The 13311-nt window shown below is 59.5% G+C and carries 13 protein-coding genes; 1 reads left to right on the top strand and 12 read right to left on the bottom strand.

All coding sequences use genetic code 11. The annotated features are described in order from the left end of the window. Positions 1-31: 31 nt before the first annotated feature. From surE to FBY12_RS09270, 5 genes are all read right to left on the bottom strand, one after another. A complete protein-coding gene (surE, locus tag FBY12_RS09290; protein WP_121731091.1) occupies positions 32-781 on the bottom strand; it encodes a 5'/3'-nucleotidase SurE in 750 nt (249 codons plus the stop codon). Beyond that, entirely contained in the window at positions 769-1827 is a 1059-nt protein-coding gene (gene truD, locus FBY12_RS09285) for a tRNA pseudouridine(13) synthase TruD (protein WP_145252676.1), read from the bottom strand. The genes surE and truD overlap by 13 nt, the downstream gene beginning before the upstream one ends. Beyond that, a complete protein-coding gene (gene ispF / locus FBY12_RS09280) occupies positions 1824-2297 on the bottom strand; it encodes a 2-C-methyl-D-erythritol 2,4-cyclodiphosphate synthase (protein WP_092272393.1) in 474 nt (157 codons plus the stop codon). Before ispF ends, truD begins: the two co-directional genes overlap by 4 nt. Positions 2298-2340: 43 nt before the next feature. After that, entirely contained in the window at positions 2341-3186 is an 846-nt protein-coding gene (gene fghA, locus FBY12_RS09275; RefSeq protein ID WP_145252675.1) for an S-formylglutathione hydrolase, read from the bottom strand. Between the two features lie 91 nt (positions 3187-3277). Beyond that, on the bottom strand, positions 3278-4390 hold the full coding sequence (locus FBY12_RS09270; protein WP_145252674.1) for an S-(hydroxymethyl)glutathione dehydrogenase/class III alcohol dehydrogenase: 1113 nt from the start codon (positions 4388-4390) through the stop codon (positions 3278-3280). Positions 4391-4508: 118 nt separating this feature from the next. Between FBY12_RS09270 and FBY12_RS09265 the strand changes: the two genes are divergently transcribed. Continuing rightward, a complete protein-coding gene (locus tag FBY12_RS09265) occupies positions 4509-5405 on the top strand; it encodes a LysR substrate-binding domain-containing protein (protein WP_145252673.1) in 897 nt (298 codons plus the stop codon). 124 nt (positions 5406-5529) lie between these two features. Here FBY12_RS09265 and ispD read toward each other — a convergent pair whose 3' ends face one another. The 7 genes from ispD to FBY12_RS09230 all read right to left on the bottom strand — a co-directional run bounded on the left by ispD (position 5530) and on the right by FBY12_RS09230 (position 13279). Next, positions 5530-6237, bottom strand: a complete 708-nt coding sequence (gene ispD, locus FBY12_RS09260; RefSeq protein ID WP_101207659.1) for a 2-C-methyl-D-erythritol 4-phosphate cytidylyltransferase — start codon at positions 6235-6237, stop codon at positions 5530-5532. Beyond that, positions 6234-6512, bottom strand: coding sequence for a cell division protein FtsB (gene ftsB, locus FBY12_RS09255; RefSeq protein WP_008028992.1), 279 nt, complete (start codon positions 6510-6512; stop codon positions 6234-6236). Before ftsB ends, ispD begins: the two co-directional genes overlap by 4 nt. Before the next feature lie 190 nt (positions 6513-6702). After that, entirely contained in the window at positions 6703-7992 is a 1290-nt protein-coding gene (gene eno, locus FBY12_RS09250; RefSeq protein WP_145252672.1) for a phosphopyruvate hydratase, read from the bottom strand. 147 nt (positions 7993-8139) lie between these two features. Continuing rightward, entirely contained in the window at positions 8140-8985 is an 846-nt protein-coding gene (gene kdsA / locus FBY12_RS09245; RefSeq protein ID WP_145252671.1) for a 3-deoxy-8-phosphooctulonate synthase, read from the bottom strand. A 5-nt stretch (positions 8986-8990) separates the two neighbouring features. Beyond that, positions 8991-10622, bottom strand: a complete 1632-nt coding sequence (locus FBY12_RS09240; protein ID WP_092272412.1) for a CTP synthase — start codon at positions 10620-10622, stop codon at positions 8991-8993. A gap of 274 nt (positions 10623-10896) precedes the next feature. Then, positions 10897-12210 carry a tRNA lysidine(34) synthetase TilS gene (gene tilS / locus FBY12_RS09235; protein ID WP_145252670.1) on the bottom strand — a complete coding sequence of 438 codons (1314 nt, stop codon included), beginning with the start codon at positions 12208-12210 and terminating at the stop codon, positions 10897-10899. Positions 12211-12331: 121 nt separating this feature from the next. Next, a complete protein-coding gene (locus FBY12_RS09230; RefSeq protein ID WP_092272419.1) occupies positions 12332-13279 on the bottom strand; it encodes an acetyl-CoA carboxylase carboxyltransferase subunit alpha in 948 nt (315 codons plus the stop codon). Between the last annotated feature and the right edge of the window lie 32 nt (positions 13280-13311).

The raw sequence follows: 13311 nt of genomic DNA, 5'->3' as shown, positions 1-13311 counted from the left end.
CGACGGAGCATATCGTCTTGTTCACGACCCATTAGTGCAGCCCCTCCAGCCAGCCATCGAGACTTCTGAAGGCATCATTGAAGGTGCGATCCAGTTGTAGTGGAGTGATTGAAACATAGCCCTGCACCACCGCATGAAAGTCGGTGCCCGGGCCGCCATCCTCGGCGTCCCCGACAGCGGCAATCCAGTAACCGGACTTGCCACGCGGGTCGACCACTTTCATCGGCGCCGCAGCGCGAGCGCGATGCCCGAGTCGGGTCAACTTGATACCGCGGATCTGGTCCAGCGGCAGGTTCGGAATGTTCACGTTGAGTACCGTGCGCGGTGGCAATTGGAGGTCGGCGTGAGCCTCGACCAGTTTGCGCGCAAAGTAAGCGGCTGTGGGAAGGTTCTCCACTTGCCGTGAGACCAGCGAAAAGGCAAACGCAGGACGTTCGAGGAAGCGCCCTTCGAGGGCCGCCGCCACCGTGCCGGAATACAACACGTCGTCACCGAGGTTGGCGCCGAGGTTGATCCCCGAAACCACCATGTCCGGCCCACGCTCAAGCAAGCCATTGAGGCCCAGGTGCACGCAATCGGTCGGTGTGCCATTGAGGCTGATAAAGCCATTGGCGAGGGTTTGCGGGTGCAACGGACGGTCGAGCGTCAGCGAACTGCTGGCGCCGCTTTTGTCCTGGTCCGGGGCGATAACCACGCACTCGGTGAAATCCGCCAGCGCAGCATAAAGCGCGGCGAGACCGGGTGCGGTTACCCCATCGTCGTTAGAAATCAGAATACGCATGGGCTGTCCGTCTGCCCCACCGGCACCAGATCGACGAGTTCACGCACCAATACGGTGGCGAAGCATCCGGCCGGCAGGACGAATTCCAGTTGCAGAATGTCAGGCTCGGGATAATGCCACGTCAACCCGGCAATGGGCAGCCGCAGGATGCGGCGTTCGTGACTCATACCGGCGTTAATCAACCAGTCGCGCAAGTCTGCTTCGCGGCTGGCGATTGCCTGCTCCAGTTCATGGACAGCGCCCGTCGTCGGCGAGTCACCTTCGCCCCACTGCGGGCCGGTCGGGTGCAGGTCAAGAATCGCCAGGCGCGGATCGCTGCATTCAGCCTCACCCGCCGGAAAGAAACTGCGGCTGTCGGTGAACGCCAGCAAATCGCCGACCTGCGCACGCTGCCAGCTACCGTCGGCTACTCGCGCCGCCAACACTTGGTTGAAGAGAAAACTGCGAGCCGTGGACAACAGACGCGAACGCACATTGCGCTGTTCCGGCAACGCTTTGCGCGCCGCCCAGGCGCGCGCATCGACGACATTGCCGCCGTCAAAACCAAAGCGCTGGGTGCCGAAATAATTGGGGATGCCTTGTTTGGCGATCAATTGCAGACGCTCTTCAATCGCCGCTTTGTCGCCGGCAAATTGGGTCAGGCGCAACGTGAAACCGTTCGCGGAATGGGCACCGCGTTGCAGTTTGCGTTTATGCCGGCCGGTCTTGAGAATCTTCAACGTGTCGTTTTCAGCCGCCGACAGATCCGGGTCAGCCTTGCCCGGCAGTTGCACGCTGAACCATTGGCGCGTCAACGCCTGACGGTCCTTGAGCCCTGCGTAACTGACGGTGCGCAACGGCACGCCGGCAGCCTTGGCAATTCGCCGGGCCGCTTCTTCGGTGTTCAAACCGCGTTTTTCCACCCAGATCCACAGGTGTTCGCCGTCGCCACTCAGGGGAATATTGAGGACTTCATCGACCTGGAAATCTTCTGCCGTCGCTTTCAGCACGGCGCTGCCGAGGGCATCACCATACGCACGCGGGCCAAGCAATTGCGCTTCGTTCATGCGCGCAGCAACAAGGCAACGGAATGCACGGCGATGCCTTCTTCGCGACCGACGAAGCCGAGCTTCTCGGTGGTGGTAGCTTTCACGTTCACTTGATCCAACTCAACTTGAAGATCCGCGGCAATCAGCGCGCGCATCGATTCGATATGCGGGGCCATTTTCGGCGCCTGGGCAACGATGGTGTTATCGACGTTGCCGATTTTCCAGCCCTTGGCGTGGATCAGCGCGACCACGTGACGCAACAGCGCGCGGCTGTCGGCGCCCTTGAAGGTCGGGTCGGTGTCCGGGAAATGTTTGCCGATATCGCCCAACGCAGCCGCGCCGAGCAAGGCATCGCTCAAGGCGTGCAGCAGGACGTCACCGTCGGAATGAGCGAGCAGCCCGAAGCTGTGTGCAATGCGCACGCCGCCCAGAGTAATGAAATCGCCTTCAGCGAAACGGTGCACATCATAGCCGTGGCCAATACGCATAAAAAAACGCCCCGATTTTTGTCAGGGCGTGATTCTACCCGCATTACTCGGCTAGAGCGCGTGCGTGATGCTGCAAGTGGTCGTCAATGAAGCTGGCGATGAAGAAATAGCTGTGGTCGTAACCCGGTTGCAGGCGCAACGTCAGCGGGTGGCCGGCAAGTTTTGCGGCGTGCTGCAAGGCTTCGGGCTTGAGTTGAGTGGCGAGGAAATCGTCGCGATCACCCTGATCGACCAGCAACGGCAGCTTCTCGTCGGCCTCGGCGATCAGCGCGCAGGCATCCCATTCACGCCACTTCGAACGGTCCTCGCCCAAGTAACGGGAGAAGGCTTTTTGACCCCACGGGCAATCCATCGGGTTGTTGATCGGCGAAAATGCCGACACCGATTGATAACGCCCCGGATTGCGCAACGCACAGACCAGCGCACCGTGGCCGCCCATGGAATGGCCGCTGATGCCGCGTTTGATCGATGCCGGGAAATGCGCTTCGACCAGCGCGGGCAATTCCTGCACCACGTAGTCATGCATCCGATAGTGCCGCGACCAGGGTTCCTGCGTGGCATTCAGGTAAAAACCGGCACCGAGGCCGAAATCCCAGGCACCCTCCGGATCGCCCGGCACATCGGCGCCGCGCGGGCTGGTGTCCGGCGCAACAATGATCAGCCCGAGCTCGGCGGCCATGCGCATCGCGCCAGCCTTGTGCATGAAGTTTTCGTCGGTGCAGGTCAAACCGGACAACCAGTACAGCACCGGCAACTTGCCGCCCTGCTCCGCTTGCGGCGGCAGGTACACGGCAAACACCATGTCACAACCGAGCACATCGGAACGGTGCCGATAACGCTTGTGCCAGCCGCCGAAGCTTTTCTGGCAAGAGATGTTTTCCAGGCTCACGGGAATCCTCCCAGCGGTAAGCCACAAGCTTGAAGCTGCAAGTCGAGGCGCGCTCGCTTGCAGCTTATGGCTTGCGGCTTACCGCTGCTTTTTAGAAATGGATGACGGTACGGATGCTCTTGCCTTCGTGCATTAAGTCGAACGCCTTGTTGATATCTTCCAGACCCATGGTGTGGGTGATGAAAGTGTCCAGAGGAATCTCGCCGGTTTCGGCCATTTCGACATAGCTCGGCAACTCGGTACGACCGCGCACGCCACCAAACGCCGACCCGCGCCAGACGCGCCCGGTCACGAGTTGGAATGGACGCGTGGCGATTTCCTGGCCAGCACCGGCGACACCGATGATCACCGATTCGCCCCAACCCTTGTGGCAGCACTCAAGGGCTGCGCGCATCAGTTGCACGTTGCCGATGCATTCGAAGGAGAAGTCGACGCCGCCATCGGTCATGTCGACGATGACTTCCTGGATCGGACGATCGAAGTCTTTCGGGTTGACGCAATCGGTTGCACCCAATTGCTTGGCGATCTCGAATTTCTCCGGGTTGATGTCGATCGCGATGATGCGCCCAGCCTTGGCTTTGGCAGCGCCGATCACTGCCGACAGGCCAATCCCGCCCAGACCAAAAATAGCCACGGTGTCACCCGGTTTGACCTTGGCAGTATTCAGCACGGCGCCGATGCCGGTGGTGACGCCGCAGCCGAGCAGGCAGACTTTTTCCAGTGGCGCTTCTTTCGGAATCTTCGCAACGGAGATTTCCGGGAGCACGGTGTACTCGGAGAAAGTCGAGGTGCCCATATAGTGGAAAATCGGCTGACTCTTGTAGGAAAAGCGCGTAGTGCCGTCCGGCATCAGGCCTTTGCCTTGGGTCGAACGAATCGCCTGGCACAGGTTGGTTTTGCCCGACAGGCAGTATTTGCACTGGCGGCATTCCGGGGTGTAAAGCGGAATCACGTGATCGCCGACCGCAACCGAGGTCACGCCTTCGCCGATGGCTTCAACCACGGCGCCACCTTCGTGGCCGAGGATCGACGGGAAGATGCCTTCCGGGTCGGCGCCGGACAAGGTGTAAGCGTCGGTGTGGCAGACCCCGGAGGCCACGACGCGAAGCAGAACTTCACCGGCCTTCGGCATGGCGACATCGACTTCAACGATCTCAAGGGGTTTCTTCGCCTCGAAGGCTACGGCGGCGCGCGACTTGATCATGCTGACTCTCCAGTGAATCGAATGAATATAAAAACAAGAACAGGAGTGTAATACATGGCCGAACGATGAATAATCGGGCCAAACGCAAAATATTATTGCTGTACAGGGATAATCCGCGATGTCTGAAAACCGTTGGGAAGGGATCGACGAATTTGTCGCCGTCGCCGAATGCAGCCAGTTCACCGCTGCGGCGGAACATCTTGGGGTTTCTTCCTCGCATGTCAGTCGACAAATCGTACGTCTGGAAGAACGACTTCAGACGCGCTTGCTGTATCGCAGCACGCGCCGAGTGACGCTGACTGAAGCCGGGCAAACCTTCCTGCAACATTGCCAGCGTTTGCAGGATGGCCGCGAAGAAGCGCTGCGTGCGGTCGGCGATCTGACCAGCGAACCCAAAGGCATGCTGCGCATGACCTGCGCGGTGGCCTACGGCGAGCGCTTTATCGTGCCGCTGGTGACCCGGTTCATGGCGCTGTATCCGCAACTGCGGGTCGACATCGAGCTGAGCAATCGCCAGCTCGATCTGGTGCATGAAGGCCTCGATCTGGCGATCCGCCTCGGTCGCTTGCAGGACTCGCGACTGGTGGCCGCACGCCTGGCGCCGCGCCGCATGTACCTGTGCGCGTCACCGTCCTACGTGGAACGGTATGGCCGCCCACACAGTTTGTCGGAATTGAGTCGGCACAATTGCCTGATCGGCAGTTCGGATCTGTGGCAACTGGAACAGAACGGCCGCGAATTTTCCCAGCGTGTGCAGGGCAACTGGCGTTGCAACAGTGGGCAAGCGGTGTTGGATGCGGCGCTGTTAGGCGTGGGGTTGTGTCAGTTGCCGGATTATTACGTGCTGGAGCATCTGAAGAGCGGCGAATTGATTTCGTTACTGGAAGCGCATCAACCGCCGAATACCGCCGTGTGGGCGCTGTATCCGCAGCAACGGCATCTGTCGCCGAAGGTGAGAAAGTTGGTGGATTATTTGAAGGAAGGGTTGGCTGAGCGGCCGGAGTATCGGGTCTGAGTGATGGGTTGACCGAACCACCGCCATCGCGAGCAAGCTCGCTCCTACACTGGATTTGTATTCAACGCATAACCTTGTAGGAGTGAGCCTGCTCGCGATAGCCATTCGCCAAACGCCACAAAACTCAGCGGCGATTAGCCCAACGCAACCGCAACCATTCCAGATCTTCCGGCCGCGTAACCTTGAGGTTATCCGAGCGCCCTTCAATCAAGCGTGGCGCCAGCCCCGCCCACTCCATCGCCGACGCTTCGTCAGTGATAACGGCATCCGCCACCAGACTGTCAGCCAATGCCCGATGCAGCGCACCGAGGCGAAACATCTGCGGCGTGTACGCTTGCCAGATCACGCTGCGATCCACGGTTTCAACTACACGCCCGTGCTTGTCGACGCGCTTCAGCGTGTCCCGCGCCGGCACTGCGAGCAAACCACCGACCGCATCATCGGCCAGTTCACCAAGCAATTTGTCCAGGTCATCGCGCGCCAGATTGGGCCGCGCGGCGTCGTGCACCAACACCCAGTCTTCTTCGTCGGCACCCAATGCGTGCAAATGCAGCAAGGCATTAAGCACCGAAGCGGAACGCTCGGCGCCGCCGTCGACGCGCTGAATCCGCGCATCGCCAGCACAGGCCAGGTTTGGCCAATAAGGATCATCAACAGCAAGACTGACCACCAGGCCTTTCAGGCAAGGATGGTCAAGGAAACAGCCGAGGCTGTGTTCGAGAATTGTTCGGCCGCCCAGTTGCAGGTATTGCTTGGGACGGTCCGCAGCCATTCGGGCACCGACGCCCGCGGCAGGAATCACGGCCCAGAAGGCCGGTAACGACTGGATCATTGAGCCAACTGGTAAAGGGTTTCACCGTCCTTGACCATACCCAGCTCATGACGAGCCCGCTCTTCAACGGTCTCCATGCCTTTCTTCAACTCACTGACTTCGGCGTCCATCACCCGATTGCGCTCCAGCAAGCCTTCGTTCTCAGCGTGTTGATCTGCGATCTGCTGAGTCAGCTCGGCCACTTGCGCCAGGCTGCCATTTCCCACCCACAGGCGGTATTGCAGGCCAGCCAGCAGCAGGAGCAAAACGAGGAACAACCAATTGGGACTGCGCATCGAATATCAGGTATCCAGTGAAAAAAGACAGCCATGCCAAAACTATGAAGCTTCTGATAGCACGAAGCCTGGAAGACCCAGGCTTGTGCTCTCAAGGCATCAGATTAGTGGCAAATCCATCGCTGTCGCGACTTATTTCGACACAATCCGATACCTTTTTTTCTGTGTAGCGCTTTTTACCACGTCCAGCTTAACCGCGGAATTCGCTGCGACCGTTGTACTTGGCTTTGCCATTCAACTGCTCTTCGATACGCAGCAGTTGGTTGTACTTGGACACGCGATCGGAACGGCACAGCGAACCGGTCTTGATCTGGCCAGCCGCAGTGCCCACGGCCAGGTCGGCAATGGTCGAATCTTCGGTTTCGCCGGAGCGGTGCGAGATTACGGCGGTGTAACCGGCAGCCTTGGCCATCTGGATGGCCTCCAGGGTTTCGGTCAGGGTGCCGATCTGGTTGAACTTGATCAGGATCGAGTTGGCGATCTTTTTATCGATGCCTTCTTTCAGGATCTCGGTGTTGGTTACGAACAGGTCGTCGCCTACCAGTTGGGTCTTCTCGCCGATCTTGTCGGTTAGGATCTTCCAGCCAGCCCAGTCGGACTCGTCCAGGCCATCTTCGATCGAGATGATCGGATAACGTTCGGTCAGGCCTTTCAGGTAATCAGCGAAACCTTCAGCGGTGAACACCTGGCCTTCGCCAGACAGGTTGTATTTGCCGTCTTCGTAGAATTCGCTGGCCGCGCAGTCCAGTGCCAGAGTCACGTCAGTGCCCAAGGTGTAACCGGCGTTGGCCACGGCTTCGGAGATCACTTTCAAGGCGTCTTCGTTGGACGCCAGGTTAGGCGCGAAACCACCTTCATCGCCGACTGCAGTGCTCAGGCCACGGGCCTTCAGCACAGCTTTCAAGTGATGGAAAATCTCGGTGCCCATGCGCAGACCTTCCGAGAAAGACTTGGCGCCAACCGGCTGCACCATGAATTCCTGGATGTCGACGTTGTTATCGGCGTGTTCGCCACCGTTGATGATGTTCATCATCGGCACCGGCATCGAGTAAACACCCGGCGTGCCGTTGAGGTTGGCGATGTGCGCGTACAGCGGCAGGTCCTGGTCCTGTGCTGCGGCCTTGGCTGCGGCCAAGGAAACGGCGAGGATCGCGTTGGCGCCCAGCGAACCTTTGTTTTCCGTACCGTCGAGCTTGATCATCGCGTGATCGAGGGCTTTCTGGTCGCTTGGATCGGTACCCAACAGCAGGTCGCGAATCGGACCGTTGATGTTGGCTACAGCTTTGAGTACACCTTTGCCCAGGTAACGGCTTTTGTCGCCATCACGCAGCTCGAGCGCTTCACGCGAGCCAGTGGAAGCACCGGACGGCGCGCAAGCGCTACCGATGATGCCGTTATCGAGAAGCACGTCCGCTTCGACGGTGGGATTGCCACGGGAGTCGAGAACTTCACGACCTTTGATGTCGACGATTTTTGCCATTGTTGTAAACACTCCAAAGTTGACGAAACGCTCGTACAGATCGATTTATAACTTGTGGGCCGCATTGTTACACAAGACTGACTCGCTGACGGCGCTCTCTCGGGCGCCATCGCGAGCAAGCTCTGCTCCTACAGGGAGCAATGAGGTTTACGCGGTTTCTACCGTCGGAAAACTCTTGACCAGTTCGTCCAGAGCTTTGAGCTGGGCCAGGAATGGCTCCAGTTTGTCCAGGCGCAAGGCACAAGGGCCGTCGCATTTGGCGTTGTCCGGGTCCGGGTGTGCTTCGAGGAACAGACCGGCCAGCGACTGGCTGATGCCGGCCTTGGCCAGATCGGTGACCTGGGCGCGACGCCCGCCGGCGGAATCGGAACGACCACCAGGCATTTGCAGCGCGTGAGTCACGTCGAAGAACACCGGGTATTCGAACTGCTTCATGATGCCGAAGCCGAGCATGTCGACGACCAGATTGTTGTAGCCGAAGCTCGAACCACGCTCGCAGAGGATCAACTGATCATTACCCGCTTCCACGCATTTGCTCAGGATGTGTTTCATCTCGTGCGGCGCAAGGAATTGGGCTTTCTTGATGTTGATCACCGCGCCAGTCTTGGCCATCGCGACCACGAGGTCGGTCTGGCGCGACAGGAAGGCCGGCAACTGAATGATGTCGCAGACTTCAGCGACGACCGCAGCCTGATCAGGCTCGTGGACGTCGGTGATGATCGGCACGCCGAAGGCTTGCTTGATGTCCTGGAAAATACGCATGCCCTCTTCCAGGCCGGGGCCACGGTAAGAGGTCACGGAGGAACGGTTAGCCTTGTCGAAACTGGCCTTGAACACGTAAGGGATACCGAGTTTCTCGGTAACCTTTACGTACTCTTCGCAGACCTGCATCGCCATGTCGCGGCTTTCCAGCACGTTCATGCCACCGAAAAGCACCATTGGCTTGTCGTTGGCAATCTCGATATCGCCTACACGGATGATCTTCTGCGCCATTGGAATCAAGCCTTCTTCTGGTGTTGAGTCAACGCTGCTTTGACGAAACCGGTGAACAACGGGTGACCGTCGCGCGGTGTCGAGGTGAACTCCGGGTGGAACTGGCAAGCGACGAACCAAGGATGATCCGGTGCTTCGACCACTTCGACCAACGCGCCATCACCGGAACGACCGGAGATTTTCAGGCCGGCTTCCATGATTTGCGGCAGCAGGTTGTTGTTCACTTCGTAACGATGACGGTGACGTTCGACGATCACGTCTTTGGCGTAGCAATCGTGAACCAGCGAACCCGGCTCCAGCAGGCAATCCTGTGCGCCGAGACGCATGGTGCCGCCCAGATCGGACGCTTCGGTACGGGTTTCGACCGCGCCGGTGGCATCTTCCCACTCGGTGATCAGGCCCACGACCGGGTGACCGCTGGCGCGATCGAACTCGGTGGAGTTGGCGTCTTTCCAGCCCAGCACGTTACGGGCGAACTCGATGACCGCCACTTGCATGCCGAGGCAGATGCCGAGGTACGGAACCTTGTTTTCGCGAGCGTATTGCACGGCGGTGATCTTGCCTTCCACGCCGCGCAGACCGAAGCCGCCCGGAACGAGGATCGCGTCGACACCTTCGAGCAGCGCGGTGCCCTGGTTTTCGATGTCTTCGGAATCGATGTAGCGCAGGTTGACCTTGGTGCGGTTGCTGATGCCGGCGTGACTCATCGCTTCGATCAGCGACTTGTAGGCGTCCAGCAGTTCCATGTACTTGCCGACCATGGCGATGGTGACTTCATGCTCAGGGTTGAGCTTGGCGTCGACCACGGCTTCCCACTCGGACAGATCGGCGCCGCCACATTGCAGGCCGAAACGCTCGACAACAAAATCGTCCAGGCCTTGCGAGTGCAGGATGCCCGGGATCTTGTAGATGGTGTCGGCGTCTTCCAGCGCAATCACCGCACGTTCTTCAACGTTGGTGAACTGGGCGATCTTGCGACGCGACGAGATGTCGATCGGGTGATCGGAGCGGCACACCAGCACGTCAGGCTGCAGGCCGATGGAACGCAGTTCCTTGACCGAGTGCTGGGTTGGTTTGGTTTTGGTTTCGCCGGCAGTGGCGATGTACGGCACCAGCGTCAGGTGCATCAGCATCGCGCGCTTGGCGCCGACTTCGAAACGCAATTGACGAATGGCTTCGAGGAACGGTTGCGACTCGATGTCACCGACGGTGCCACCGATCTCGACCATCGCCACGTCAGCGTCGCCGGCACCCTTGATGATGCGGCGCTTGATTTCGTCGGTGATGTGCGGGATCACCTGAATGGTCGCGCCCAGGTAATCACCACGGCGCTCTTTGCGCAGCACGTGTTCGTAGACACGGCCAGTGGTGAAGTTGTTGTTCTGGGTCATGGTCGTGCGGATGAACCGCTCGTAGTGGCCCAGGTCCAGGTCGGTCTCGGCGCCGTCGTGGGTGACGAACACTTCACCGTGCTGGAACGGGCTCATGGTGCCCGGGTCAACGTTGATGTACGGGTCCAGCTTCAGCATGGTGACCTTAAGTCCCCGCGCCTCCAGGATGGCCGCCAATGAAGCCGAGGCAATGCCTTTCCCCAATGAAGAAACAACACCGCCCGTGACGAATATGTAGCGCGTCATGAAAAACCCTAGAAGTCTGCGTTAAAGCGGTCCGAGCCGCCGGGGAAAGCGAAGGAAGGCCGAAGCCCCCGATCACCTGCATTAATCACAGTGCACCTTTCAAAAAAACCGCCGCGTTGTGACAGACCGGGAGATGAAACTCCGGTGCGTTGCTCGCTACACATTTTTTGGAATCGCCCAGCAAAGACTGCTTGGTAATCGGCAACTCCTGCAATTCAGGCGAATCCACAGAAGTTGTATCAAGAAGGGAGCGTAGTCTACCGGAAAGCCCCTATCAGCTCAAACCTTGATCTTCGCTCGGCGGCTGCCAATGTAAATTCCAGCCTTCGCCCGCCTCCCCGTTCAACCCCCGCAACCCCGCCACTGCAAGCAGTTGGTCGGCGCGATAGAGCAGCGGCAATCTGCCACGCACGAATGACGGTACGCCCCTTTCGTTAAGCAAACGCTTCAGGTCGCGATGGCCGCGCTCGGGCAGATGCATGACTTCGCCGCCCTGACGATAGCGGATCAGCAGCGGCCCATCGGGGAGCCGCCCGCTCAAAGTCAGCAGGCCGTTATCCGGCAACATCAAAGATGATTCGGGATTTGACCAGCTCAAAACCATCGACGGCGTGCGCAGCCATGGACCGGATAACCACCAGATGCGCCCAACGCTGCGATGCAATTCACCGTCGGCCAAGCGCCAGATCGGACGCGCATCGCCGGTGGCGTCGCGAAGATTCTCCCATCCCGACCAATGGTCGCTGTCGGGCATCCGCGTGCGCTGGTTCAGCCAATTGCTCAAGGCATTACGTTGACGGGCCGCGGAAAGCTTTTGCAGCGACGCCAAGTCCAGCGACGGCAACCCCAGCCACGCAAAATCATTGCTGCCAGCGGCTGCGGCGAGATCAATCTGCGCCAACTCGTCGAGCAGTTGCTGGGCCTCGCGCAGATGTGCGGCACTGCGCGCGATGGTCGCTGGGGCTTGCGGCCAGCGTTCGGTGAGGATCGGCAACACTTGGTGGCGCAGGTAATTGCGCGAGAACTGGCGATCCTGATTCGACGGGTCGTCGATCCAGCGCAATTGATGCGCGCGGGCATAGGTTTCGAGTTCGGCGCGGCTGATGTTGAGCAGCGGCCGAAACAGGTGCCCGTGACCCAGCGCTCGCTGGCTCGGCATTGCCGACAGCCCTCTCACACCGGCACCACGCAACAGGCGAAACAGCAAGGTTTCAGCCTGATCGTCACGGTGCTGGGCGGTCAGCAGCACCTCGCTGCACTGCGTCGCCTCAATGAAAGCGCCATAACGCGCCTCCCGCGCGGCACGTTCCAGGCTGGCGCCGGGCTGAACCTGCACGCGCACGATTTTCAGCGGCACGCCCAAGCCATCGCAGATGGCCTGACAATGCGCCGGCCACGCATCCGCCGCCGGTTGCAAACCGTGGTGGACATGCAGGGCGCTGAGCGCCGGCAGGGAGTGGGATTTTGCGAGATTGGCCAGAAGGTGCAGCAGGACGGTGGAATCGAGTCCGCCGGAGAACGCGATGCGCCAAGTTGCGGCGTTGCGCCACGGGGCAAGCTGCCCTAGAAGTACTGCGCCAAGTGTCATGAGTACACCAAAACCTGTAGGAGCCGAGCTTGCTCGCGATGAACGATAACGCGGTCGGTCATTAAAACCGAGGCGCCCCCTTCGCGGGCAAGCCTTGCTCCTACAAGAGCAAGTGCTCGGCTTAGAGGCCGTAGCTCATCAAGCGCTCATAACGGCGGGTCAGCAGCGCTTCGGTGTCGAAGCCCTTCAACATCGCCAGTTGCGAGCTCAGCTCGGCACGGATCGAAGCCGCAGCAGCCGCTGGATCGCGATGCGCGCCGCCCAGTGGTTCGCCGATGACCTTATCCACGATACCCAGGCCTTTCAGACGCTCGGCAGTAATGCCCATCGCTTCAGCAGCATCCGGTGCCTTTTCTGCGGTTTTCCACAGAATCGATGCGCAACCTTCCGGCGAAATCACCGCGTAGGTCGAGTACTGCAGCATGTTCAGTTGATCGCAAACGCCGATTGCCAAAGCACCGCCGGAACCACCTTCACCGATGACGGTGGCGATGATCGGCGTCTTCAGACGCGCCATGACACGCAGGTTCCAGGCAATCGCTTCGCTCTGGTTGCGCTCTTCGGCGTCGATGCCAGGGTAGGCGCCCGGGGTATCAATGAAGGTCAGGATCGGCATTTTGAAACGTTCGGCCATTTCCATCAGGCGGCACGCTTTGCGATAGCCTTCCGGACGTGGCATGCCGAAATTGCGGCGAACTTTCTCGCGCACTTCGCGGCCCTTCTGGTGACCGATGATCATCACCGGCTCATCATTCAGACGCGCGATACCGCCAACAATGGCGGCGTCGTCGGAGAAGTGACGGTCGCCGTGTAACTCATCGAACTCAGTGAAGATGTGCTCGATGTAGTCCAAGGTGTACGGACGTTTCGGGTGACGCGCCAGGCGCGCGATCTGCCAGCTGGTCAGCTTGCCGAAGATGTCTTCGGTCAAGGTGCTGCTCTTGTCCTGCAGGCGGGAGATCTCATCGCCGATATTCAGCGAATTGTCATTACCGACCAAGCGCAACTCTTCGATCTTGGCTTGCAGGTCGGCGATCGGCTGTTCGAAATCTAGAAAATTCGGGTTCATAGGCGTCCGTCTTGGGTCGACTTCCAAGAGAG

It is taken from the genome of Pseudomonas sp. SJZ131, assembly GCF_007828705.1.
In the GTDB taxonomy this organism is placed as follows: domain Bacteria; phylum Pseudomonadota; class Gammaproteobacteria; order Pseudomonadales; family Pseudomonadaceae; genus Aquipseudomonas; species Aquipseudomonas prosekii.
This window is presented reverse-complemented; position numbering and strand designations above follow the sequence as displayed.

Bases quoted from the DNA above. Each gene is read 5' to 3' on its own strand.
- surE (WP_121731091.1), bottom strand. From the start codon at position 781: ATGCGTATTCTGATTTCTAACGACGATGGGGTAACCGCACCCGGTCTC.
- truD (WP_145252676.1), bottom strand. From the start codon at position 1,827: ATGAACGAAGCGCAATTGCTTGGCCCGCGTGCGTATGGTGATGCCCTC.
- ispF (WP_092272393.1), bottom strand. From the start codon at position 2,297: ATGCGTATTGGCCACGGCTATGATGTGCACCGTTTCGCTGAAGGCGAT.
- FBY12_RS09270 (WP_145252674.1), bottom strand. From the start codon at position 4,390: ATGATCAAGTCGCGCGCCGCCGTAGCCTTCGAGGCGAAGAAACCCCTT.
- FBY12_RS09265 (WP_145252673.1), top strand. From the start codon at position 4,509: ATGTCTGAAAACCGTTGGGAAGGGATCGACGAATTTGTCGCCGTCGCC.
- ispD (WP_101207659.1), bottom strand. From the start codon at position 6,237: ATGATCCAGTCGTTACCGGCCTTCTGGGCCGTGATTCCTGCCGCGGGC.
- ftsB (WP_008028992.1), bottom strand. From the start codon at position 6,512: ATGCGCAGTCCCAATTGGTTGTTCCTCGTTTTGCTCCTGCTGCTGGCT.
- eno (WP_145252672.1), bottom strand. From the start codon at position 7,992: ATGGCAAAAATCGTCGACATCAAAGGTCGTGAAGTTCTCGACTCCCGT.
- kdsA (WP_145252671.1), bottom strand. From the start codon at position 8,985: ATGGCGCAGAAGATCATCCGTGTAGGCGATATCGAGATTGCCAACGAC.
- FBY12_RS09240 (WP_092272412.1), bottom strand. From the start codon at position 10,622: ATGACGCGCTACATATTCGTCACGGGCGGTGTTGTTTCTTCATTGGGG.
- tilS (WP_145252670.1), bottom strand. From the start codon at position 12,210: ATGACACTTGGCGCAGTACTTCTAGGGCAGCTTGCCCCGTGGCGCAAC.
- FBY12_RS09230 (WP_092272419.1), bottom strand. From the start codon at position 13,279: ATGAACCCGAATTTTCTAGATTTCGAACAGCCGATCGCCGACCTGCAA.